At 74.3% G+C, this 22,356-nt stretch carries 18 protein-coding genes; 6 read left to right on the top strand and 12 right to left on the bottom strand.

The features are described from left to right. Positions 1–14 precede the first annotated feature (14 nt). On the top strand, positions 15–881 hold the full coding sequence (locus tag ACGF3A_RS29100; RefSeq protein ID WP_393733321.1) for an SDR family oxidoreductase: 867 nt from the start codon (positions 15–17) through the stop codon (positions 879–881). 422 nt (positions 882–1,303) lie between these two features. On the opposite strand, the gene ACGF3A_RS29095 is transcribed toward ACGF3A_RS29100, so the two are convergent. The 4 genes from ACGF3A_RS29095 to ACGF3A_RS29080 form a co-directional block, all read right to left on the bottom strand. Beyond that, positions 1,304–3,007, bottom strand: a complete 1,704-nt coding sequence (locus tag ACGF3A_RS29095) for a DUF885 domain-containing protein (protein WP_393733320.1) — start codon at positions 3,005–3,007, stop codon at positions 1,304–1,306. 85 nt (positions 3,008–3,092) lie between these two features. Beyond that, entirely contained in the window at positions 3,093–4,460 is a 1,368-nt protein-coding gene (locus tag ACGF3A_RS29090; RefSeq protein ID WP_393733319.1) for a GNAT family N-acetyltransferase, read from the bottom strand. A gap of 56 nt (positions 4,461–4,516) precedes the next feature. Next, a complete protein-coding gene (locus tag ACGF3A_RS29085; protein WP_393733318.1) occupies positions 4,517–5,077 on the bottom strand; it encodes a DUF1990 family protein in 561 nt (186 codons plus the stop codon). Beyond that, a complete protein-coding gene (locus tag ACGF3A_RS29080; RefSeq protein WP_393733317.1) occupies positions 5,064–6,659 on the bottom strand; it encodes an alkaline phosphatase D family protein in 1,596 nt (531 codons plus the stop codon). The genes ACGF3A_RS29085 and ACGF3A_RS29080 overlap by 14 nt, the downstream gene beginning before the upstream one ends. Before the next feature lie 340 nt (positions 6,660–6,999). On the opposite strand from ACGF3A_RS29080, the gene ACGF3A_RS29075 reads away from it, so the two are divergent. Both ACGF3A_RS29075 and ACGF3A_RS29070 read left to right on the top strand, forming a co-directional pair. Next, positions 7,000–8,820: an HSP90 family protein gene (locus ACGF3A_RS29075; protein ID WP_393733316.1), complete on the top strand. Its 1,821-nt coding sequence runs from the start codon at positions 7,000–7,002 to the stop codon at positions 8,818–8,820. After that, entirely contained in the window at positions 8,817–11,807 is a 2,991-nt protein-coding gene (locus tag ACGF3A_RS29070; RefSeq protein WP_393733315.1) for a tetratricopeptide repeat protein, read from the top strand. The genes ACGF3A_RS29075 and ACGF3A_RS29070 overlap by 4 nt, the downstream gene beginning before the upstream one ends. Before the next feature lie 25 nt (positions 11,808–11,832). Here the strand turns inward: ACGF3A_RS29070 and ACGF3A_RS29065 are convergent, their stop codons facing one another. After that, positions 11,833–12,759 carry an SDR family oxidoreductase gene (locus ACGF3A_RS29065; protein ID WP_393733314.1) on the bottom strand — a complete coding sequence of 309 codons (927 nt, stop codon included), beginning with the start codon at positions 12,757–12,759 and terminating at the stop codon, positions 11,833–11,835. Positions 12,760–12,789: 30 nt separating this feature from the next. Next, positions 12,790–13,668, bottom strand: a complete 879-nt coding sequence (locus tag ACGF3A_RS29060) for an alpha/beta fold hydrolase (protein WP_393733313.1) — start codon at positions 13,666–13,668, stop codon at positions 12,790–12,792. A 134-nt stretch (positions 13,669–13,802) separates the two neighbouring features. On the opposite strand from ACGF3A_RS29060, the gene ACGF3A_RS29055 reads away from it, so the two are divergent. Beyond that, complete coding sequence (locus tag ACGF3A_RS29055; RefSeq protein ID WP_393733312.1) at positions 13,803–14,708, top strand: RNA polymerase sigma-70 factor; 906 nt, start codon at positions 13,803–13,805, stop codon at positions 14,706–14,708. Here the strand turns inward: ACGF3A_RS29055 and ACGF3A_RS29050 are convergent. Next, complete coding sequence (locus ACGF3A_RS29050; RefSeq protein WP_393733311.1) at positions 14,694–15,464, bottom strand: SDR family oxidoreductase; 771 nt, start codon at positions 15,462–15,464, stop codon at positions 14,694–14,696. The genes ACGF3A_RS29055 and ACGF3A_RS29050 overlap by 15 nt on opposite strands. Positions 15,465–15,672: 208 nt before the next feature. Here ACGF3A_RS29050 and ACGF3A_RS29045 point away from each other — a divergent pair, with 208 nt between their 5' ends. Continuing rightward, positions 15,673–16,437 (top strand): GntR family transcriptional regulator, encoded by a 765-nt coding sequence (locus ACGF3A_RS29045; RefSeq protein WP_393733310.1) that lies wholly within the window; start codon positions 15,673–15,675, stop codon positions 16,435–16,437. 316 nt (positions 16,438–16,753) lie between these two features. Here the strand turns inward: ACGF3A_RS29045 and ACGF3A_RS29040 are convergent, their stop codons facing one another. After that, entirely contained in the window at positions 16,754–17,923 is a 1,170-nt protein-coding gene (locus tag ACGF3A_RS29040) for an ROK family protein (RefSeq protein WP_393733309.1), read from the bottom strand. A gap of 168 nt (positions 17,924–18,091) precedes the next feature. Between ACGF3A_RS29040 and ACGF3A_RS29035 the strand changes: the two genes are divergently transcribed. Continuing rightward, the gene (locus ACGF3A_RS29035) at positions 18,092–18,514 is read left to right on the top strand and encodes a hypothetical protein (RefSeq protein ID WP_393733308.1); all 423 of its coding nucleotides are present in this window, start codon (positions 18,092–18,094) and stop codon (positions 18,512–18,514) included. Here ACGF3A_RS29035 and ACGF3A_RS29030 read toward each other — a convergent pair. The 4 genes from ACGF3A_RS29030 to ACGF3A_RS29015 all read right to left on the bottom strand — a co-directional run bounded on the left by ACGF3A_RS29030 (position 18,489) and on the right by ACGF3A_RS29015 (position 22,319). Continuing rightward, positions 18,489–19,343: an alpha/beta fold hydrolase gene (locus tag ACGF3A_RS29030; protein WP_393733307.1), complete on the bottom strand. Its 855-nt coding sequence runs from the start codon at positions 19,341–19,343 to the stop codon at positions 18,489–18,491. The genes ACGF3A_RS29035 and ACGF3A_RS29030 overlap by 26 nt on opposite strands. 89 nt (positions 19,344–19,432) lie before the next feature. Then, a complete protein-coding gene (gene mug, locus ACGF3A_RS29025) occupies positions 19,433–19,939 on the bottom strand; it encodes a G/U mismatch-specific DNA glycosylase (protein WP_393733306.1) in 507 nt (168 codons plus the stop codon). A 71-nt stretch (positions 19,940–20,010) separates the two neighbouring features. Continuing rightward, positions 20,011–21,450, bottom strand: a complete 1,440-nt coding sequence (gene purB / locus ACGF3A_RS29020) for an adenylosuccinate lyase (protein WP_393733305.1) — start codon at positions 21,448–21,450, stop codon at positions 20,011–20,013. Positions 21,451–21,506: 56 nt separating this feature from the next. Next, entirely contained in the window at positions 21,507–22,319 is an 813-nt protein-coding gene (locus ACGF3A_RS29015; RefSeq protein ID WP_393733304.1) for an SGNH/GDSL hydrolase family protein, read from the bottom strand. Positions 22,320–22,356: the final 37 nt, after the last annotated feature.

The raw sequence follows: 22,356 nt of genomic DNA, 5'->3' as shown, positions 1-22,356 counted from the left end.
GCACACTGGTCCCCATGATCAACGGGCAGCCCTTCAGGGCCAGTTACCCCCTCTCCGGCCGTACCGCGCTCGTGACCGGCGCCTCCCGCCGCGCCGGGATCGGCTACGCCGTCGCGCGGCGCCTCGCCGCGTACGGCGCGAGCGTGTACGTCCACCACCACACCCCGCACGACGAGGAGCAGCCGTGGGGCGCCGACCCCGAGGGACCCGAGGGCGTGGTCGCCGGGGTCCGCGAGGCCGCGGCGGACGGCGCCACCGTCGCCCACGGACCCGGAGACCTCGCCGACCCGGAGACCCCGGCCCGGCTCGTATCCGCGGCCCGGGAGGCGCTCGGCGGACGTCTCGATATCCTCGTCGCCAACCACGGGCTCAGCGGGTACGACGGCGACCTCGGCGCCGTCGACGCGGCGATGCTCGACGCGCACTGGGCCGTCAACACGCGCTCCACGGTGCTCCTCGTCCAGGCGCTGGCGCGTCAGCCGCGCCCGCCGGAGAGCACGCCGCCGGGCCGCGTCGTGCTGCTGACCTCCGGCCAGGACGTACGAGGCGGCATGCCGGACGAGATCGCCTACGCGCTGGCCAAGGGCGCGCTCTCCTCGGCAACCCGCACCCTCGCGACGGCGCTCGGCCACCGCCGGATCACGGTGAACGCCGTCAACCCGGGCCCCGTGGACACCGGGTACCTCACCGGCGAGGACCACGCGGCCGTCGCCTCGATGTTCGACGGCGGCCGCTGGGCCGACCCCGACGATCCGGCCCGCCTCATCTCCTGGCTCACCACGGACGAGGCGGGCTGGATCACCGGCGAGGTCATCAACTCAGAAGGCGGCTTCGCCCGCTGGCCCCGCCCGGGCCGAACCTTCGACGCTCCGGGCACTTGAGGGCCCCTTCAGGGACGCGGGTCACAACACCTCGGGGCTTGCCCCTGTTCCCTCAGGGGCGCGGGCCTGTGTCCGATTTGCGGCTCCGCCGCGTGGGCGCGCCAGGCCCAAGACTTCTGGGCTTGCCCCTTCTCCCTAAGGGGCGCGGGGAACTGCGCGACAAGCCACGACGCGGCGGCAGCCCGCGAAGCACAGCCCGGGGCACCCCGAACCCGGCTCTTTCACCGGGGTACCCGGCATGGGGGGCTGCGCTTGCCAACCCTGCGCCTTGCGCAGACTTCCCAAGCGCTGTGGGGCGGAGGGAGAAGCGCAGCGGGAGGGAGGAGCAGGGGCCTGCCCCGGTAGGGGCGCGGGGGACTGGGCGGCGAGCCACAGTTCACCCGCGCCCCGGTGCGGAGCCGGAAGGGGTAGCCCCTGCTCTGCTACAGAGCGGAAAGCTCCGCTTCCAGGTCGTCGAGGCCCAGAGAACCCTGCGAAAGAGCAGCCATGTGCCACTTCTTGGCGTCGAACGCGTCACCGTGCGCACGGCGTGCCGCATCGCGCCCGCGCAGCCACGCCCGCTCGCCGAGCTTGTAGCCGATCGCCTGCCCCGGCATGCCCAGGTACCGGACCAGCTCGCTCTCCACGAAGTCCGCCGGACGGCCACTGTGCAGGCCGAAGAACTCCTGCGCCAGCTCCGGCGTCCAGCGCTCGCCCGGGTGGAAGGGCGAGTCGTCGGGGATCGTCAGCTCCAGGTGCATGCCGATGTCGACGATGACGCGGGTGGAGCGCATCATCTGCGCGTCCAGGTAGCCCAGCCGCCGCTCGGCGGTGTTCAGATAGCCCAGCTCGTCCATGAGCCGCTCCGCGTAGAGGGCCCAGCCCTCCGCGTTGGCGCTGACCATGCCGACCGTCGTCTGGTACTTCGACAGCTCGTCCGCGACGTACGTCCACTGCGCGAGCTGCAGGTGATGCCCCGGCACGCCCTCGTGGTACCAGGTGGTGACCAGGTCGTACACGGGGAAGCGGGTCTCGCCCATGGTGGGGAGCCAGGTGCGGCCGGGGCGGGAGAAGTCCAGCGAGGGCTGCGTGTAGTACGGCGCCGCCGCGCTGCCCGGCGGGGCGATGCGGGACTCGACGCGCCGCACCTTCTCGGCGAGCTCGAAGTGCGTGCCGTCCAGCTCGTCGATGGCCTGGTCCATCAGGCTCTGGAGCCAGTCGCGGACCTCGTCGATGCCCTCGACGGCCTCGCCCTGCGTGTCGAGGTGCCGGAGCGCCTCCCACGGCGTCTTCGCGCCGGGCAGGATCTTCTCGGCCTCGGTGCGCATCTCGGCGAGGAGCCGGTGGTACTCCGACCAGCCGTACGCGTACGCCTCCTCCAGGTCCAGGTCGGTGCCGTTCCAGTAGCGGGACCACAGGGCGTACCGCTCGCGGCCGACCGTCTCCGGGGCACCCGTGACCGCGGGCGCGTACACGTCGCGCAGCCAGTCGCGCAGCTCGGTGACGGCGCGCGTGGCCTCGGCCGCCGCGGCGGTCAGCTCCGCGCGCATCGGCTCGGGGCCCGCGTCCACGAACCCGGCGTACCAGCTGCGCCCGGTGTCGGGGCCCTCCTCGCCGATCCACTCGGCGAACTGTCCGAGCATCGTCGCCACCTGGCGCGGTCCGCCCAGCAGGTTCTTGGCCAGCCCCTCGGCGAGCGAGGCGCGGTAGCCCTCCAGGGCCACGGGCATCGCCCGGAGCCGCTGGACGACCGCGGCCCAGTCCTCCTCGGTCTCGGTCGGCGTGAGGGTGAAGATCTGGTGCGCCGCGTGGACGGGGGTGTGCATGTTGCTGACGGCACGCAGGCCCTCGTCGGCCTCGTGCACGGCGAGCTCGGCGGTCAGCCGCTCCCGCAGCAGCCGGGCGCAGCGGCGCTCCGCGTCGCTGTCGCCCCCGGGCCGGGTCTCGGCCTCGTCGAGCGCCTTGAGCGTGGTGCGCTGCAGCACCGCGAGCGCCTCCTGCCCGCCGGGGGAGAAGTCGGGCAGCTTGCCATGGCTTTCGGGCACCCCGAGGTACGTGCCGGTGATCGGATCGAGTTCCACGAGTGCGTCGACGTAGCCATCGGCGACCTGGCGCGGCAACGGCGCCGCGTTCATTGCATCGGACATGCGCCCATCCTGGTACGGATGGGCGCCGCCGTCACCAGCATTGCGGCTCATTGCCGCAGCGCATCAGCAGCACATCAGCAGCGCTTCAGCATTGCCGCAGCGTGGGCTCCGCGGGTACGGGCGCGAGCGTGGCGGTGACCACGAGGGTGCCCTCCTCGACCTGGTAGTCCAGCGGCAGCCCGAGGCCGCGCATCGCGGCGACCATGCCGGTGTTGGAGGCCTGGGTGACCGCGTAGACGTTCTCGCAGCGGGCCTCGCGGGCCATGTCCGTGAGGCGGCGCAGCAGCTCGGAGCCGATGCCGCGGCGCTGCCACGCGTCCTCGACGAGCAGCGCCGCCTCCGACTCGTCGCCGTCCCACAGCAGGTGGCCCAGCGCGACCAGCTCGCCCGCGTCGCTCTCGACGGCGAGCGTGCGGCCGAAGCGGGGCGAGAGGAGGTGGTCGAGGTAGCGGTCGGCGTCGCGGGCGGGGCCGTGGTAGCGGAGCGAGAGGGTGCCGCGGGAGCAGCGCGCGTGCATGGCCCGCGCCGCCTCCAGGTCCCCGGCGTCGGCGCGGCGCACGGTCAGCTTCCGGTCCCCCTCGGGCAGCTTCAGCTCGTCCCGCCCGCGCGGCATCCGCTGGCGGCCGAGCCGCGCGTCCAGCTCGACGAGGGCGCGGGCGCGCGCGAACTCGGTGGGTGTGAAGGGGAGCTGGGGGCGCTCCACCACGATCTCACCTCCCGCCGGGTCGGGCAGCCGTAGTACGTGATCCTCCATGATGCCCTCTGACGGTGCCTCACCGGGTACGGAGCGGATGGTGCAGCGGCCGAGCAACTGGCGCAGCGCGAGCGGGAGTTCCGCCGTGTCCAGGGCCGTACGGGTGGCGAGGCCGAGGACCCGCGCGGGCGTGTCCACCAGGTCGTGCGCGTCGGCGCGCTCGGTCCAGGTGTCCCGGCCGCCCGCCTCCGCGACCGTACGGGCCAGCTCGCGTGCGTCGAGCGCGGCGGGGGCGCGCAGCAGGAACTCGTCCACGGTCGCGTCGCCCAGCGGGTGGGTCTGGAGGGTGAGGATGTCCACCCGGGCCCGCGCCAGCGCCGTGCACAGCTGGGCGAGGGCTCCCGGCTCCTCCTGGACGGTCGTCCGCAGCCGCCACAGCGAGGTCGCGCTGTCGGTGTCCGCCCCGGTGTCCGCCGCGGCGTCGGCCCCGGTATCCGTCCCGGTATCCGGCGGGGGAGCGGGCGGGGCGTGCGTGTGGCGCCGTGCCCACCAGGTGTGGAACCCGGCCGTCGCGGCGAGGGCCACGGCGCACACGCCGAGCGTGACGGGGCCGTCCGGGGCGTTCACGACGGTCTTGGCGACGGTGTCGGCCACGGTGACGGCCGTGAAGAGCGCCGCGAGCTCGATGAGGTCGCGGCGCCAGTGGTGCTTGCCGTGTGCGGAATTGCGTGCGGAATTGCGTGCGGAGTGCTCGGTCATGGGACCAGCCTCGCGGACAGGCGTTGCGTGATCACGAACGATGTGTGTCCGGTGAGTTAAGAGCACATCTGACCGTTTTCGTCCGCCTCGCGGACGAGGCGGCGCAGCACCCGACCGCACCGCCGCGCGTACGCCCGCTGGAACACCGGCACGAGCGGGCCCGCCGCCCGCGCCCACCACGCCACCGGCCCGCTGTACGCGCACACGGTCAGCCAGACGGCCCCGTCCGCGTCCCTGCTCACGAGGAAGGCCTCCTCGCCGCGCACCGGGTGCCCCGGCAGCGTGCCGTATGCCCAGCCCGCCTCGTCCCGCTCCTCCGCCGTCCACACCACCCGGCAGGGGCCGCCGACCCGCAGCGGCCCCACGCCGAGCCCGACCCCGACCCGTACGCCCACGGCGGCGCGGGCGGCGTCGGGCGTCATCCGTACGCCCATGCGCTGGTGCAGCGTCCACGTCATCAGCGCCCGCGACGCCGCCCGGAAGGCGGCGTCGCCGGTGCCCAGCCGGGTGCGCACGCGGAGCCCGTTGAAGCCGGGCGGCACCTCGCCGCGCGCGGTGGCGCCGACGGGGGAGTAGGTCAGGGGCGGAGTACCGGACAGGGGATCACTGTCCGACACGGCCGGGCTGCAGGGTCTTCGTGAAGAGGACCTCGCCGCCCTCCTCGCGCAGCCGCACCGTCAGTTCGCCGCTCTCGCCGTCGATGTCGACCTGCCCGAAGTACTGGCCGCCCTCGGTCGGCGGCGTGTTCGCCTTCGTCGGCGCCTTCACGAACGGCTGCTCGGGGCCGAACGTGCCGTCGAGCTTCAGCGCGGCGAAGCCGCCCGCGTTCATCGGGCCCGAGACGAACTCCCAGAACGGGGCGAAGTCCTTGAAGGCCGCGCGCTCCGGGTCGTACCGCTGCGCGCTCGTGTAGTGCACGTCCGTCGTGAACCAGACCGTGCCCGTGATCCTGTCCCGCTTGATGTGCCGCAGCAGCTCCGCGATCTGCAGCTCGCGGCCCAGCGGCGCGCCCGGGTCGCCCTGCGCGACCGCCTCGAAGTCCGTCTTGCCGTCCGGGACGACGAGGCCCAGCGGCATGTCGGAGGCGATCACCTTCCACACGGCGCGCGAACGGGACAGCTCGCGCTTGAGCCACTTGAGCTGGCGCTCGCCGAGGATGCCCTGCGCGTCGTCGGGCTGCTTGCCGGGCGAGTTCTTGTTCCGGAACGAGCGCATGTCCAGCACGAACACGTCGAGCAGCGGCCCGTGGTGGACGACGCGGTAGACGCGCCCTTCCTCGTCCTTCGGGGGCAGGGTGCTCACCGGGAAGTACTCGCTGAAGGCGCGCAGGGAGCGGGCGGCGAGGGTGTCGACGTCCTTCACCGTGTAGCGGTCGTCGTCCAGGATCTCGCCCGGGTACCAGTTGTTGAGCACCTCGTGGTCGTCCCACTGGACGATCCACGGCACCTGCGCGTTGAAGCGGCGCAGTTTCTCGTCCAGCAGGTTGTAGCGGAAGTTGCCGCGGAACTCGCCGAGGGTCTCGGCGACCTTCGACTTCTCCTCCGTCGTGACGTTCCGCCAGATCTTGCCGTCCGGCAGCTCGACCTTCTCGGTGATGGGCGAGTCCGCGTAGATGGTGTCGCCGCTGCACAGGAAGAAGTCCGGGTGCAGGCGGCGCATCTCCTCGAAGATCGGGTAGCCGCCGCGGTCCGGGTTGATGCCCCAGCCCTGCCCGGCCAGGTCGCCCGACCACAGGAAGCGCACGCTCTCCCGGCGCCGCGCGGGTGCCGTACGGAACGTGCCGTAGACCGGCTCGCCCGAGCGGCGCGGGTCGTCGGGGTCGGCCAGCGTCACCCGGTAGTGCACGGTCTCGCCCGGCGGCAGCCCGCGCAGCGGCGTACGCCCCGTGAAGTCCGTGTCCGGGCCCACCACCGGGCCCTGCCACCGTCTCGCGTGACGGAACGACTCCGTGGCGGAGGTCTCCACGAGCATCCGGGCCCTGCGGTCGGAGCGCACCCACACCAGGCCGGAGGACGAGGTCACGTCGCCCGCCTGGACCCCCCACTCGGCTGACGGCCGTCCGCGCCGCGCCTGGGCCGGCGCGGAGCCCGCGCCCAGCAGCGGCACGGAGAGCGCGGCCGACGCGGCGAGCGAGCCGCGCAGCACCGCGCGCCGCGCGGGGGCCGGGCCGCCGCCGTCGGACCTGGTGCGTTCTGCCATGGGATGCCTCCTCGAAAGCGTTCTGCGACGTGCGGGGAAAGCTGTACCGCGTCTGTGTGCCGTGCACACGAACCCACAGTGAACACCGACGCCACACCGGACAGAAGGGTTCCCGGCGAACTCCGTGGTGCGCTGTCACACCGCGCGCCCTAGGCCCTGTCGCCAATCTCCCGCCTGCCCCACGACGCCTGGCACGCACGCTCGCGGCGTTGCCGGAACGCCCGAGTAGGCCCACTACGAGGGCATCCCGGCGCCTTGCGATCGCACGCACCAGACGCCGCGGGGCCCGCCCTCCGGGCGGACGGCGGGAGATTGGCGACAGGGCCTAGGATTCCGCGCGATGACTGCCGAACGCATACCCCACACCTTCCAGGTCGACCTCCGTGGTCTCGTGGACCTCCTCTCCCACCATCTCTACTCCAGCCCGAAGGTCTTCCTGCGCGAGCTGCTGCAGAACGGTGTGGACGCCGTCACGGCCCGTCAGGCCGCCGAGCCGGGGGCGCCCGCCACCGTGCGGCTGCTGACCGGGGACGGGACGCTGCGCGTCGAGGACAGCGGCATCGGGCTCACCGAGTCCGAGGTGCACGCGCTGCTCGCCACCATCGGGCGCAGCTCCAAGCGCGACAGCCTGGAGTCGGCCCGCGCCGAGTACCTCGGCCAGTTCGGCATCGGGCTCCTCGCCTGCTTCGTCGTCGCCGAGGAGATCCGCGTCGTCAGCCGCTCCGCGCGGGACCCGCAGGCCCCGCCCGTCGAGTGGCTCGCCCGCGACGACGGCTCGTACACCGTACGGACGCTGCCCGGCGACGCCCGCGCCGAGCCCGGCACCACCGTGCACCTCACCGCGCGGCACGGCTCCCGCGAGTGGCTGGAGCCCGCCCGGGTCGCCGAGCTGGCCCGGCACTTCGGCTCCCTGCTGCCGTACGAGGTGAGCGTGGACGGCGCCTCCGTCACCGAGCGGCCCCCGGTCTGGGAACACACGCACCCGAGCCCCGCGGCGCGCCGCGTCGCGCTCGCCGCGCACTGCCAGGAGACCTTCGGCTTCGCGCCGCTGGACTCGGTCGAGCTGGACGTGCCGCTGGCGGGCGTGCGCGGCGTGGCGTACGTGCTGCCGACGGCCGTCAGCCCCGCGCAGCGCGGCGCGCACCGCGTCCATCTCAAGGGCATGCTGCTCACCGAGCGCGCGGACGAACTCCTGCCCGAGTGGGCGTTCTTCGTCCGCTGCGTCCTGGACACCGACAGCCTCCGCCCCACCGCCTCCCGCGAGAACCTGTACGCGGACGAGACCCTCGCGGCCGTACGGGAAGCGCTCGGCGAGGCCCTGCGCGGCTGGCTCGCCGAGCTCGCGGCGGGCGACCAGGAGCGGCTCGCCCAGTTCCTCGCCGTCCACCACCTCGGCGTCAAGTCCCTCGCCCGGCATGACACGGAGATGCTCAGGCTGATGCTGCCGTGGCTGCCGTTCGAGACGACGGAGGGGCAGCTCTCGCTGGAGGAGTTCGCGCGCCGCCACCCCGTCGTGCACTTCACGCGCGGCGTCGAGGAGTACCGCCAGGTCGCCGCCATCGCCGCGGCCCAGGGCATCGGCGTCGTCAACGGGGGATACACGTACGACAGCGAGCTGATCGAGCTGCTGCCCCTCGCCCGTACGGGAACGTCCGTCGCCGAGCTGGACACCGACACCGTCACCGCGCACCTCGACGCCGTCGACCCGGACGAGGAGCTGGCGCTCGCGCCGTTCCTCGCCACCGCGCGCGCCGTCCTGGACCCGCTGGGCTGCGACGCGGTCCTGCGCGCGTACCACCCGGTGTCCGTCCCCGCGCTCCACCTCGATGACCGCGGCACCCGCCACGAGCGGGCCCGCGCCGAGGAGGAAGAGGCCGCCGACGACCTGTGGTCCGGCATCCTCGGCTCGCTGCGCGGCACGGCGCCGCGCGCCCGGCTGGTGCTCAACCACCTCAACCCGCTGATCCGCCGGATGGCCGCCGTCCAGGACCAGAAGCTCACCGCGACCGCCGTCGAGGCGCTCTACGGGCAGGCGCTGCTGATGGCCCAGCGGCCCCTGCGCCCCGCCGACTCCGCGCTGCTCAACCGCACCTTCCTCGGCCTGCTCGACTGGGCCGTCCACCCGGCGACCACCGATCAGCAGGCCGAGGAGGGCCGATGAGCCGTACGCCCGAGCAGATCCGCCACGCCCTGTGGGAGAACGAGGACGAGCCCGAGGGGCGGGCCCGCAACGCCCGCGCCGAGGCCCTCGTCGCCGAGGCGGCGGAGCACGACGACAAGGACCTGCTGATCCACGCGCTGTGCAACCTCGTCTCGGCGTACACGTTCAGCATCGAGCGCGACAAGACCTTCGTCCCCTTCGCGCGGCTGCTGCGCATGTGGGACGAGGAGCCCGGCGCGTTCCAGCCGCACGCCACCCACCTGCTGCACTGGATGTTCAAGTGGGTCTCCAGCGGCATGCTCGACCAGCCGCACATCCCGCTGGCCTCCATCGAGAAGTGGCAGGCCGAGATGGAGCGCCGCTACCGGCTCGGCGGATACTCCGAACGGGCCGTGCGCTCCGGCGAGTTCTGCATCGCCTGGCACCTCGGCGACCAGGAGCGCGCCTCTCACGCGTACGACGCCTGGCGCGCGGCCGACCGCGACGAGATGGCCGACTGCCACGCCTGCGAGCTGCGCCAGCAGGGCGAGTGGAAGGAGCGGCACGGGCACGGCGAGGAGGCGCTGAAGCTGTGGCGGCCCGTCCTCGAAGGCGTGCACACCTGCCGTCACCAGCCGCACGGCGTGCTGGCCGACTCCCTGCTGCCGCTGGTGCGCCTCGGCCGTACGGACGAGGCGCGCGGGAACCATCTGCGCGGCTACCGCATGGTGCGCGACATGGAGAGCATGCGCCACGCCATCGGCTCCCACCTGGAGTTCTGCGCCCTGACCGGCAACGAGGCGCGGGGGCTGGAGATCCTCGCCGAGCAGACCCGCCACTGGGACGTCGGCGGCGACCCCGACACGTATCTGAGCTGGACCGCGTGCGTCGCCGTGCTGCTGGGCCGCCTCACCGCGCTCGGCCACGGCGACCAGCCGGTGCCGGGCCCGCCGGGGCGCACGTGGACGGCCCAGGAGCTGTACGAGCACGCCACCGCCGAGGCCCTGGACTTCGCGGGCCGCTTCGACGCGCGCAACGGCACCACGTCGATCAGCGACCGGGCCCGCGAACGGATGGCGCGCGAACCCCTGCTGGACCGGCTCCCGCTGGGGCTGCGCGGCGGACCGCCGTCGCCGTCGCCGGGCACGCAGGCCCCGGTCGTACGGGCGGCGGCTCCTGCCCGTACGCCCGCTGCCCGTACGGCGGAGACCGACCCGCGCGAACTCCTCGCCGAGGCACGGCGCCTCAGCGACATCGGCCACCCGACGGCGCTCGCCGCCTGGGCCCGCCTGGACGAGGCCCTCGAACGGAGCGGCACGCAGCTGACCGACGGCGAGCGCGCCGAACTGCTCGACCACCGCGGCGTGGCGCGCGTCCGCACCGACCCGGCGGCGGGCGCCGAACTCTTCCACTCCGCCGCCGGGCTGTACGACGAGGCAGGGCTCACCGGCGAGGCCACGGCCTGCCGGGCGCGCGCCGTCCTCGCGACCGCCTACGGCGGGGGCTCCCACACCGAGGCGCTGGAGGAGATCGAGGCGCTCTGCGCCCGCGCCACCGCGCTGCACGCCGAGCGCGCCGCCAGCACCCGGCACGCCACCGCCGTGCTGCTCACCCGCGCCCGGATACGCGCGGGGCTCCTCAGCGAGGCCACCACCGCCGAGGAGGCGGCCCGCCGGGCCGAGGCGCTCGACACCGGGCTGACGGACCTCGTCGCCTTCGCCGCGCCGGACCGCGCCGAACCCGCCGTGTTGGCCCGTATCGCCGAGGCCACCGAGGCCCGGGGACGGCTCGCGGCGGAACAGGGCGAGGCGGACCGCGCCGCCGAGCTGCTCGCCGAGGCCGCGGCGCTCTGCCGCGAGGCAGGCAGGCCCTGGCACGCCACCAGCGCCGACCTGGGCCTCGCCCGCCTCCTGACCGGCGGCGGCGAGGCCGCCCGCGCCGCCGACGTGCTCACGGCCGTGCTGGAGGACCCGGAGCACGCCGCCGCGCTCACCGCGGCCGACCAGGCGCGGGTCCGGCTCGCGCTGGCCGACGCGCGCGCCGCCGAGGGCCGCACCGAGGAGGAGTCGGCGGCGCTGCTGCACGCGGCGCACTGGGCCGACCAGGCGGGCGAGGGCGACGGCCTCGGCGCCTACGCGCGGCTGCGCCTCGGCGGCACCCTGTTCGCCCTGGACCGCTGGGAGGAGGCGGCCACCGTGCTGGAGGCCGCACTGCCCGACCTGCGGGACGGACACCAGGAGTCCGACGTCGTCCAGGCCCGCACCTGGCTCGGCCAGGTCTACTCCCGGCTGGAGGAACACCGCGCGGCGGCCGAGCAGTTCCTGGAGGCGGCCTCGACGGCACAGGAGTGGGTGAACCAGTTCGACCACGCCCTGCTCGCCCACCTCGCCGCCGACGCGCTGAAGAACGCGGAGGCGCACGCGCAGTCCCGCCGCGCCTACGAGCGGGCCGAGGAGCTGTGGCGCTCCCTCGGCGACCGTTACGGCGTCCTGCGCACCCTCCGCTCCCGCGCCTGGCTGGCCTGCGGCGAGGGCGCGGACACCGACACGTGCGTGGCGTTCATGGAGGCCGCGCTGCGCGAGATCGAGGAGGGGCTCGCCGAGGCGGGCGACGACGGGGAGGAGCGGACCCGCCTCCTGCTGGAGACCGGCCACACCCACCGCCAGATCGCCGACCTGGCCCTCGCTCCGACCGACGGCGCGCCCGACGAGGAGTACGACGACGCGGCGCAGTTCGCCGTGAACGAGAGCGGCTTCGCCCTCGCGCTCGAACACACCGCGCTGGCCGCCGACGTCTTCCGCTCCTGCGGCGACCCGGGCCTCCACGAGGCCACCGGCGACCAGCTGCGCGCGGCCTCCCTGGAGGTGGACCTGGACCGCCCCGACGCGGCACGCGGCTGGCTCGACCGCGTCCGCGACACCTACCCGGACGGCACGCCCGACCCGGACGGCACCGTCGCCGAGCGCCTCAAGGCGGTGGCGGAGCTGGAGAACCGGATGGCCCGTTAGGCGCGCCCGGCAGCTGGTACGCCCGTCACTGCGTTGACCAGCTGTCGGGGCGGGTGCCGTCGGTGTCCGTGAAGCCGTACTCCCGGGCCAGCTCCGCGGAGGTGACCGACCGCTGGTTCCACCGTGCCCGGTCCGGGTCCGCCGCCACGGCGGCGACGCCGCGGCCGACGTAACGGGGCGACTCGGACGCCGCGAAGCCCTCGGGGGCCGCGGGGTGGCCGGGGACGCTCCCGCTCAGCGCGTCACGCCAGTTCGCCTCGGTCACACCGAAGTTGTCCAGCATGATCTCCGAGCGCAGCCAGCCCGGCGTGACCGCCAGCGCGGTCGCGCCGTAGGGGGCGAGCTCGTGCCCCTGGGAGAACGCCAGCCGGTTCACCGCCACCTTCGCCAGGTCGTAGTAGACCGAGATCCGGTACTGGCCGGCGTTGTACGCGGCGGTGCCGTCGGTGACCTCCACCAGCAGCCCCGAGGGCCGGTCGACGAGCAGCGGCAGGAGGTGGTGCGAGGTGATGAGGTGGGTGTCGACCGCCAGCCGCAGGATCCTCAGTCCGGTGTCGAGGTCGTGCCGCCAGACCGGCGTGTTCCACGTCGACGGCGGCCCCTTGAGGACCTCGGCTCCCCAGATGTCGTTGACCAGCACGTCCACGTGTCCGTGCTCGGCACGCAGCCGCTCGGCCAGGCCCGCGACCTGGGCGGGGTCGAGATGGTCGACCTGGACGGGCACGCCCCGGCCACCGAGCCGGTCCACGAGCGCGGCGGTCTCCTCGATGGTCTCGGCCCGGTCGTAGTCAGAGCGGATCGCGGCGTCGCCCGTACTGCTGCTGCGTCCGGTGCAGACCACCGTCGCCCCGGCCTCGCCCAGCGCCGCGGCGATCCCGCGTCCCGCACCCCGCGTCGCCCCGGCGACGACCGCGACCCTGCCCCTCAGCGCGTCATGATCCGGCGTCCACATGGTCCGTAGCCTTCACGAAACCGGCCCGGGTCAGGCGCTCGCCGCGCGGGCCGTGTCCACGACGACCCGGGTGACCGTGGCCGGGTCGTCGTTCATGGGGACGTGGCCGCAGCCGCGCAGCCGTACCAGGCGGGCGGCCGGGATCGCGCGCTTGGCGCGGACGCCCTGGCGGCGCAGCAGGATCAGGTCGCGGTCGCCCCAGGCCACCGTGACCGGGATGCCGGTGATCGCGCGGGAGGCCCCGGGCCGGGGGCGCTGCTCCGAGGCGAGCACCTGCTCGAAGGCGGTGGCGTCCCGCAGCGCGCGGGTCTCGGCGACCACCGCGTCGGGCGAACGGTGCCCGGGCCGGGTGTAGATCGTGTTGGTCAGCATCCACCGCCCGGCGGGCGTCTCCGCCACGCGCCGCAGTGCGCCGTCCGGGATGCCCCGCGCGCCCGCGCGCATCCCGCGCAGCAGGCCGACGGCCCACAGCCGCTCGGGCGCGTTCCAGAACCCGCCGGGCGAGAGCGCCGTGACCGAACGCGCGTAGCCGTACCGCCCCATCTCCAGCGCCAGCAGGCCGCCCAGCGAGTTGCCCGCGACGTGCGGCCGCTCCACGTCCAGCGCCGCGCACACGTCCGCCAGCAGCGGCACCATCGTCTCCAGCCCGTACGGAACGCCCGCGGGCAGCGGCGGGGAGGCGCCGAAGCCCGGCAGGTCCAGCGCGATCACGTCGTACGAGGCGGACAGCGCGGTCAGCACCGGCTCCCACGCTTGCCAGTGGTGCCCGATCCCGTGCAGCAGCACCAGCGGCTCACCGCTCCCGCGCCGCTCGTACGCGACGTCGAACGGCGGCTTCCCTGCGGGGGAGACCCGCACGACGCGGCTGGAGGTACGGACGGGTGTGTGCGGGGTGTGGACGCTGCGCATGGTCCCCTCCTGCGGCTCCTGCGACGGTACGGACGCTGGTTGACACCCTGTCAGCAAGCCCGCCGCCGGGGAAGTGCGCGGACGAGTGCGCGGACGGCGGACCTGCACGGAAGCGCTCACCGGGGGATGGCATCATGAACCGCGTGGGAGCAGACGTGACCGAGGTGTTCGAGCAGCACAGGCCGGTGCTGGACGGGGTGGCCTACCGGATGCTCGGCCGGGTGGCCGACGCGGAGGACGTGGTCCAGGAGGCGTGGCTGCGCTGGTCCGCCGCCGACCGTGCCGAGGTCCGCGAGCCCCGCGCCTTCCTCGTCCGGGTCACGACCCGTCTCGCCATCGACCGGCTGCGCCAGATCCAGTCCCGCCGCGAGGCGTACGTCGGGACGTGGCTGCCCGAGCCGCTGGTCACCGACGTACGGTCCGAGCCCGTGCCGGAGGGCGCCGACCGCGCGATGCTCACGGAGTCCGTCTCGCTGGCCGTGCTGGTGGTGCTGGAGTCGCTCTCGCCGCTGGAGCGCGCGGTCTTCGTGCTGCGCGAGGCGTTCGGCTTCCCGTACGCCGAGATCGCGACGGCCCTCGACCGCGGCGAGGCCGCCGTCCGCCAGCTCGCCGGGCGCGCGCGGCGGCACGTCGAGGAGCGCAAGCCCCGCTTCGAGGTCGACCCCCGGCAGCAGCGCGACCTGACCGAGCGCTTCCTGGAGGCGGCCGTCGGCGGCGACCTCGGCGGGCTGCTGAAGGTCCTGGCGCCGGACGTGCGGCTCGTCTCCGACAGCGGCGGCAAGGCGAAGGCCCCGCTGCGCGTCGTCACGACGGCGGACAAGGTCGGCCGCTTCCTCGCCGCCGTCGGCCCGGAGGCCGAGGAGCTGCAGATGGACTTCACGTTCCTGGAGATCAACGGCTCCCGGGGGCTGCTGGCCATGGTGGACGGCCGTCCCTACGGCGCCTTCACGGCGGACATCGTGGACGGCCGGATCCAGACCGTCTACCTCATCAACAACCCCGACAAGCTCGCGGCGCTCGCGGCCTCACAGTCCGCCTGAGATCCGCAGCACGGCCCCGGAGGCGTACGAGGCCTCGTCGGAGAGCAGCCAGGCCACCGCGTCCGCGATCTCCTCGGGCTCGCCGGGCCGCCGCGCGGGCGTGATCTCCGCCTTCTTCCAGGCCCGGTCCGGGTCGCCCATCGCCGCGTGCATGTCGGTGAGCACGGCCCCCGGCTGCACGGAGTTGACGCGCACGCCCTCGGGCCCGAACTCCTTGGCCAGCCCGACGGTCATGGTGTCCACGGCCGCCTTCGACGCGGCGTAGTGCACGTACTCGCCGGGGGAGCCGAGGGTGGCGGCGCCCGAGGAGATGTTCACGATGGCGCCGCCCCTGCCGCCGTACGCCGTGGACATCTCGCGCAGCGCCCGCCGCGCGCACAGCAGCGCGCCCGTCACATTGACGTCCACGACGCGGCGCATCACCTCTGTGGAGGTCTCGGTGAACCGGCCCAGCGGGCCGCTCACCGCCGCGTTGTTGACCAGCCCCGTGACCGGGCCGAGCCGGTCGCGCACGGTGTCGAAGAGCGCGTCGACCTGCTCCTCCACGCTGGTGTCCATCCGGACCGTCACGGCCTCGGAGCCCGCCTCCCGCACGGCCTCGGCGGTGCGCAGCGCGGCCTCCTCGTCCCGCGCGTACCCGATCCCGACGCGGTGCCCGTCGCGGGCCAGCCGCACCGCCGTCGCGGCCCCGATGCCGCGGCTGCCGCCGGTGACGACGGTGACGTGCTGCTGCTCGGTCGTACGCGGACGGGACATGCGGCCTCCTGGGGTGCCTTGCCTCACGGTGAATGATCGATGATCGATCATTACAAGCGAATGAATCCCCGACAACCCCTTGTGGCGGGACGCCTGATTGGTCTTGACCAAGGATTAAGGCAGCCTTATGGTTCGGGCATACGCAAGGACCTTTAAAAAACAAGCACACATAAACACCGCTGGAATTACGGGGATTGCGGAGGCAAGGGTGGGGACCACGACGCTGGAGACGGTGCCGGAGCCGAAGTACTGGCACCTCAAGACCGTGCTGTCGGACGCGCTGGACTCGGAGTTCGCGGTGGGAGAGATCCTGCCGAACGAGCGCGAGCTGGCCGCCCGCTTCGGAGTGGCCCGCGCCACGCTGCGCCAGGCCCTTGAGCAGCTCGAACTGGAGGGCAGGCTCCAGCGCCGCAGGGGCGTGGGCACCACCGTCGCGCCGCCCCGCGTCGGCGTGGACGTCGGCCCCGCGCAGGGCGGCGCCCAGGGCTGGCCCGGCAGCGCCGTCGACGTGTGGCACACCGAGGGCCACGAGGACACCGAGCCGCCCGCCGCCGTGGCCCGCCTCCTGGAGACCGCCGGGGACGCGCCGGTGCACGCCGTGCGCCGCAGCCGTACGAGCGGCGGACAGCCGGTCGCCACCGAGGTGCTCTACGTGCCGGGGGCGTCCGTACCCGGCCTCCCCGAGGACACCGCCGAGGACACGGACACGTCCGGCGTCACCCGCGCCCGCGCGGTGCTGCGCGAGCTGCACCGCCTGGAGCTCGACGGGCAGGACCGCAGCGTCGAGCTGGGCTCGGCCCGCGCCGACGACGCCCGCCGCCTCGACCGGCTCCCCGGAGCGCCGGTCCTCGTCGTCACCACGCGCTACATCGCGGACGGCCGCACGGCGGCTGTCGGCGTCGCCACGTTCCGCGCGGACACGTGCCGCCTGAACTTCGCCGACAGCGGGGCTGAGCCGCTCCTCGCCGGCTGACGCCATTGCCCCGTCAGGGGCGCGGGGAACGGCGCGAGCGACCACGACGCACCCGCGCGCGACGGAGCTCGGGCAGGGTCCGCCTCCGTGCGTGTTGCCGGGTGCCGCCTTCGCCCTGTCAGGGGCGCGGGGAACTGCGCGAGCGGCCACAGCGCGCCTGCGGCCCGCGAAGCACGGGTAGGGGCAGCCCCTGTCGGCGCTTTGCGGGCTGCGGCTATGTCATGGCCGGGCGCGCAGTTCCCCGCGCCCCTGGAGGTGCGGCTCTTGTGTGGCGGTACGGGTAGGGGCTCGCGCCCCTGAGGGGACGCGCGGCGAATCAGTCCGAGCCGGCGCCCTCCACCGTGAAGAGTTCGCTCTCGACGTGATCGAGGGCAAGTCGGAGCGCCCCCGTAGCGACGGCAGCCTCTCCTAGGCGGGAGAGGGCGACGCGTGGCGGCCGCAGGCAGTAGCGTTCCAGCTCGGCCCGGAGCGGGTCGAGGACGCCGTCGAGGCCCGAGGCCCAGCCGCCCACCACCAGCAGTTCGGGGTCGAGCGCGAGCACCAGCGCCGCCACGTCGTGCACCAGGCGCTGGATGAAGCGGTCCATCGCGCGCCCGGCGCGCTCGTCCCCGCTGCGCGCCAGCGCGAAGACCTGCGCGACGGCGGACTCGTCGAGCGGATGCAACGGCTCGTCCGTCGTGGACAGCAGTCGTTCCGGCATGGCCTCGCGGCCCAGCAGGTGCAGCGCGCCGATCTCGCCCGCCGCGCCCCCGTACCCCCGGTGCAGCCGTCCGCCGATCAGCGAGCCCGCGCCGGGGCTGAGCCCCGCCAGCACCATCACGACGTCGTCGCAGCCGCGTGCCGCGCCTTTCCAGTGCTCGGCGAGGACGCCGAGGTTCGCGTCGTTCTCCACCAGCACCGGGCAGCGGAACGAGCGGCGCAGCCGCTCGCCGAGCGGCAGCCCCGTCCAGCCCGGCAGCGCCACACCGAGCCGCACCGTGCCGTCGGCCTCGACGATGCCCGGCGAGCCGACGCCCACCGCGCGCAGCGTGCCCCGCGAGATGTCGGTCCTGCGCAGCAGCTCGGCGACCGTGCTGCGGGCGCGCTCCAGCCGTTCGTCGGCCGACGCGGTCTCCGTGACCTCGCGCGCCAGCGTGCCCGCGATGTGTCCGGTCAGGTCGGAGACGACGGCCGCGACGCGGTGCGGGCCGATCTCCAGGCCGAGCAGGTGCCCCGCCTCGGCGCGGAACCGGAAGCGGCGGGCCGGGCGGCCCCGGCGCGCCGAACCGCGCCCCTCGCCCGGGTCCTCGGCGGCCTCTTCCACGAGCCCCGACTCGGTGAGCCCCTCGACCACGCCCTCGACGGTGGGCCGTGAGAGGCCGGTGGCGTGGACCAGTTCGGTCAGGGTGAGGGCGTGCGGACCGTCCGGGCCGCGCAGCGCCCGCAGCACGACCGTCGAGTTGATCCGTCGCAGCAACGACGGATCCCGTCCGGTGAGCCTCCCCAACGTCCGCCTCCCTGCTGGCTGTGCGCGTGAGGCGGATCGTAACGGGTCACGGCGATCACGGCGAGTGGCGGTACGGGAGGCTCCGCTCTTTTCGCGGAGCGGAGGGGAACGGAGGGGGAGAGGGGGGCTGTCAGGGGTGCTGTCAGTGGGGGGCGGTTGACTGGGCCCATGCCATCCGCACCTCTCCGCGCCGCCGTCGAGCGGCTGTTGGCCCGGCCCGGCGCGCGCGTCGCGGACTTACGGACGGCGGACCCGCCGCCGCAGGACGGGGACCCGGCCGACGCGCGCGCGGACGAGGAGCAGCTGTCCGCCGAGTGCGAGGCGCTCGCCGCCGAGCTGGCCCGCGCGTGGGGCGAGCCGGGGACGCTGGACCTCGCGCCGTTCCTGGAGCGCTCGGCGCGCGGGGAACCGGTGCCGGAGCCGCTCCTCGGCCTGTGCGGATACGTGGCGGAGCTGGCCGTCTGGCCGGTCGGCGGCCGCTGGTTCGGCCTCGGCGTGGTGCCGCCCGGCGACACCTTCCCGGCCCGGCTCGTCGCGGTGGTGGGGGCGGAGGGTCCGCCTCCGTTCAGCTCTCCCGGTGGCGCGCGGTGAAGTCCAGGAGCGGCGTGGCCGTCCGCTCCGGGTCCTCCATCATGGGCGAGTGCCCGAGCCCGGGCAGCAGCTCGACGCGCGCGTCCGGCACGGCGCGGTATGCCTCGGCGGAGGCGGAGCCCCACCGCCGGTCGTCCGCGCCGAAGAGCACCAGCAGCGGCGTACGGAGGCCGGTCAGCCGGTCCGGGAGGGGCCGTTCCTCCAGGTAGGCGGCGGAGGACCGCAGGGTCGAGACGAAGGAGTGGTACGTCATCCCGCGCACGTCGTCCACGAGGTCGTGGGGGATCCGGAAGCCGGGGCGGCTGAACGCGGGGGCCATGGCCCGCAGGATCTGCTCGTCGGTCAGCTCCGGCCACTGCTCCGGCTCGATGGGGACCACGTCGCCGCCGATGAAGGCGTCCAGGTACGGACCGGAGTTGAGGAGCGCGAGCGCGGACACCAGGCCGGGCCGCTGCTCGGCGAGGGCGGTCGCGACCGAGCCGCCGGTCGAGTGGCCGACCACGACGGCACGCCGGAGGCCCAGCCGGTCGAGCACCTCGCCCGCCCTGTGCGCCTGCTCGGGGATCCCGTAACCGGGGCCGTCCGGCTTGGCCGAGCGGCCGTGCCCGAGCAGATCGACCCGGACGACGTGATGGGCCCGGGTCAGCAACGGGACCAGCGGGTCCCACGAGCGGGCCGAGGAGGCGGAGCCGTGGACGAGCAGGAGCGCGGGGGCGTCGCGGGGCCCGTCCTGGCACACGTGGAGGTCACCGCCCTCCAGGGGCAGGGTCAGATGCCGGGTGGCCGCGGTGCCGTCCGTCGCGCGCGACGCGTCGCCAGAGAGAATCATGGGCAAATGTTCCCGGCGGGCGGCGCCCGTGGCGCGGGAACATGCGGTCTCTCACCCAGGAGCGTGACGACGGATTCGTCCGGTCCGGCTCAGCGGTCCGGCCCGTCGGCCGCCTCGCGGAGGCGGGTGAACTCCTCCGCGAGCGCCTGCGGGGTCCAGTGGGCGTTGAGGCCGCTGGGGCTGGGGAGGGCCCACAGGCGGGTGGGGCCGAGAGTGGTGGGCTGGGGGCCTATGGGCGCTGTGCGGTCGTGGAAGGCCGTGCGGTAGGCGCCGATGCCGAGGACGGCGAGCCAGGCCGGGCGGAGCCGCTCGACCTTGGCGCGCAGGCGCTCGCCGCCCTCGCGGTACTCGTCGGCGGCCAGTTCGTCGGCCCGTGCCGTCGCCCGTTCGACGACGTTGGTGATGCCGAGGCCGTACGAGGGCAGCTCGTGCTCCTCGTACGGGCGCAGCAGCCGGGGCGTGAAGCCGGAGGCGTGCAGCGCGGGCCAGAACCGGTTGCCGGGACGGGCGAAATGGTGGCCCGTGGCCGCCGACATCAGGCCCGGGTTGATCCCGCAGAACAGCACGCGCAGCCCCTCGGCCGCGACGTCCGGCACGAGCAGGTCGCGCGCCGCCTCCAGCTCCTCCCGGGAGAGGCGGGGGGACCAGCGGGAGGAGGCGCGCGGCGTCAGAGGATCGCCCCCGGCGCGTACGCGGCGGCCTCCGGGTACAGCTTGGTGACCTCCTGGACGCGGGCCACGACCTCGGCGACCTGGCCCTCCGCCGCGCCGGTGAAGGAGAGGCGGTCGGCCATCAGCGCGTCCAGCCGCTCGCGGTCCAGCGGGATGCGGGAGTCGGCGGCGAGCCGGTCCAGCAGCTCGTTCCGCTCCGCGCCCTCGCGCATCGCGAGCGCCGAGGCGACCGCGTGCTCCTTGATGGCCTCGTGCGCGGCCTCGCGGCCCACGCCCTCCCGTACGGCCGCCATCAGCACCTTCGTGGTGGCGAGGAACGGCAGGTAGCGGTCGAGTTCGCGGGAGACGACGGCGGGGAAGACGCCGAACTCGTCCAGCACCGTCAGGAACGTCTCCAGCATCCCGTCGAACGCGAAGAACGCGTCCGGCAGGGCCACGCGGCGCACCACGGAGCAGGAGACGTCGCCCTCGTTCCACTGGTCGCCCGCCAGCTCGCCGGCCATCGAGGCGTACCCGCGCAGGATGACCATGAGGCCGTTGACGCGCTCGCAGGAGCGGGTGTTCATCTTGTGCGGCATCGCGGAGGAGCCGACCTGGCCCTCCTTGAAGCCCTCGGTCACCAGCTCCTGGCCCGCCATCAGCCGGATCGTCTTGGCGAGTGAGGAGGGGGCGCCGCCCAACTGGACGAGCGCGGAGACCACTTCGTAGTCCAGCGAACGCGGGTACACCTGGCCGACCGAGGTGAGGACCTGGTGGAAGCCGAGGTGCTCGGCGGTCCGGCGCTCCAGGTCGGCGAGCTTCTCCGTGCCGTCGGGGCCGCCGCCGAGCAGGTCGAGCATGTCCTGCGAGGTGCCGACGGGGCCCTTCACGCCGCGCAGCGGGTACCGGCCGAGCAGGTCCTCCAGCCGCCCGAAGGCGGCCAGCAGCTCGTCCGCGCCCGTCGCGAAACGCTTGCCGAGCGTCGTGGCCTGCGCCGCGACATTGTGCGAACGGCCCGCCATGACCAGCGCCGCGTGCTCGCCCGCCAGCTTCCCCAGCCGCCCCAGCAGCGCCACCGTACGGTCGCGGACCAGCTCCAGGGAGAGGCGGATCTGCAGCTGCTCGACGTTCTCCGTCAGGTCCCGGGACGTCATGCCCTTGTGGATCTGCTCGTGGCCCGCCAGCGCGTTGAACTCCTCGATGCGCGCCTTCACATCGTGCCGCGTCACCTTCTCGCGCTCCGCGATCGAGGCGAGGTCGACGTCCTCCAGGACCCGCTCGTAGTCCGCGACGGCCTGTTCGGGCACCGCGATGCCCAGGTCCCGCTGGGCCTTGAGCACGGCGAGCCACAGCCGCCGCTCCAGGACGATCTTGGCCTCGGGCGACCAGAGGCGGACGAGCTCGGGGGAGGCGTAACGGGACGCGAGGACGTTCGGGATGCGCGGCTTGTCAGTCACGTCTACGCAGTCTACGGGCAGATCTACGAGGTTCCGTCAGCGCCCGTCATCGCCCGTCAGCGCCCGTCGCCGCAGGCCACCGGCGCCAGCTCGGGGCGCTTGGGCGGTCTGCCGTCGCCCGAGGAGCGGCCCGTGAGGCGGCGGCCGACCCAGGGGAGGAGGTGGACGCGGGTGAAGTGGGCGTCCGCGCGGCGGCGGGCGGCCCAGGGGAGCGGCTGCGGCGGGGGGAGCGGCGCGTTCCAGTCGGACTCGGCCGGGAAGCCGAGGCGCTGCCAGACGGCCTCGGCGACGCGGCTGTGGCCCTCGTGGGTCAGGTGCAGGCGGTCCTCGGCCCACATCCGGGGGTCGCCCACGGCCTCGGAGGAGTACACGTCGACGACCGTCGCGCCGTGCCGTTCGGCGACCTCTTCGATGAAGCCGAAGAAGCGTTCGATACGGGGGCGGTACCGGTCCAGGGTGGGGCCCCGCCGGGCCGGGCTGCGGAAGAGCAGCAGCGTGCCGCAGCTCGGCGCCAGCCGGGCCACCGCGTCCTCGAAGGTGGCGCAGACGCGGTCGATGTCGCACCGGGGGCGCAGGATGTCGTTCGGGCCGCCGACGAGGCTCACCAGGTCGGCCTTCATGTCGGCGGCCCGGTCGATCTGCTCGGCCGCGATCTGCCCGATGAGCTTGCCGCGCACGGCGAGATTCGCGTAACGGAAGCCGTCCTGCCGGGCGGCGAGGCGGGCGGCCAGCAGGTCCGCCCAGCCCCGGTACGTACCGTCCGGCAGGCGGTCCGACATGCCCTCGGTGAACGAGTCACCGAGGGCGACGAAGCTGCCGATGCCGTCCGCCGGGGCGCCTGTCGGGGAAGGGGAGTCGTCACGAGTCACGATCACCGATGATATCCCCGTGCCCGGTGCACCGATC

Source organism: Streptomyces sp. NPDC048172 (assembly GCF_043202595.1).
Lineage (GTDB): Bacteria > Actinomycetota > Actinomycetes > Streptomycetales > Streptomycetaceae > Streptomyces.
The sequence above is the reverse complement of the archived record's forward strand: the minus strand, read 5'-3'. Positions and strand labels throughout refer to the sequence as shown.

What these genes read in the sequence shown, in the direction of transcription:
- ACGF3A_RS29100 (WP_393733321.1), top strand. Translation starts at nt 15, where the DNA reads ATGATCAACGGGCAGCCCTTCAGGGCCAGTTACCCCCTCTCCGGCCGT.
- ACGF3A_RS29095 (WP_393733320.1), bottom strand. Translation starts at nt 3,007, where the DNA reads ATGTCCGATGCAATGAACGCGGCGCCGTTGCCGCGCCAGGTCGCCGAT.
- ACGF3A_RS29090 (WP_393733319.1), bottom strand. Translation starts at nt 4,460, where the DNA reads ATGACCGAGCACTCCGCACGCAATTCCGCACGCAATTCCGCACACGGC.
- ACGF3A_RS29080 (WP_393733317.1), bottom strand. Translation starts at nt 6,659, where the DNA reads ATGGCAGAACGCACCAGGTCCGACGGCGGCGGCCCGGCCCCCGCGCGG.
- ACGF3A_RS29075 (WP_393733316.1), top strand. Translation starts at nt 7,000, where the DNA reads ATGACTGCCGAACGCATACCCCACACCTTCCAGGTCGACCTCCGTGGT.
- ACGF3A_RS29070 (WP_393733315.1), top strand. Translation starts at nt 8,817, where the DNA reads ATGAGCCGTACGCCCGAGCAGATCCGCCACGCCCTGTGGGAGAACGAG.
- ACGF3A_RS29065 (WP_393733314.1), bottom strand. Translation starts at nt 12,759, where the DNA reads ATGTGGACGCCGGATCATGACGCGCTGAGGGGCAGGGTCGCGGTCGTC.
- ACGF3A_RS29060 (WP_393733313.1), bottom strand. Translation starts at nt 13,668, where the DNA reads ATGCGCAGCGTCCACACCCCGCACACACCCGTCCGTACCTCCAGCCGC.
- ACGF3A_RS29055 (WP_393733312.1), top strand. Translation starts at nt 13,803, where the DNA reads ATGAACCGCGTGGGAGCAGACGTGACCGAGGTGTTCGAGCAGCACAGG.
- ACGF3A_RS29050 (WP_393733311.1), bottom strand. Translation starts at nt 15,464, where the DNA reads ATGTCCCGTCCGCGTACGACCGAGCAGCAGCACGTCACCGTCGTCACC.
- ACGF3A_RS29035 (WP_393733308.1), top strand. Translation starts at nt 18,092, where the DNA reads ATGCCATCCGCACCTCTCCGCGCCGCCGTCGAGCGGCTGTTGGCCCGG.
- ACGF3A_RS29030 (WP_393733307.1), bottom strand. Translation starts at nt 19,343, where the DNA reads ATGATTCTCTCTGGCGACGCGTCGCGCGCGACGGACGGCACCGCGGCC.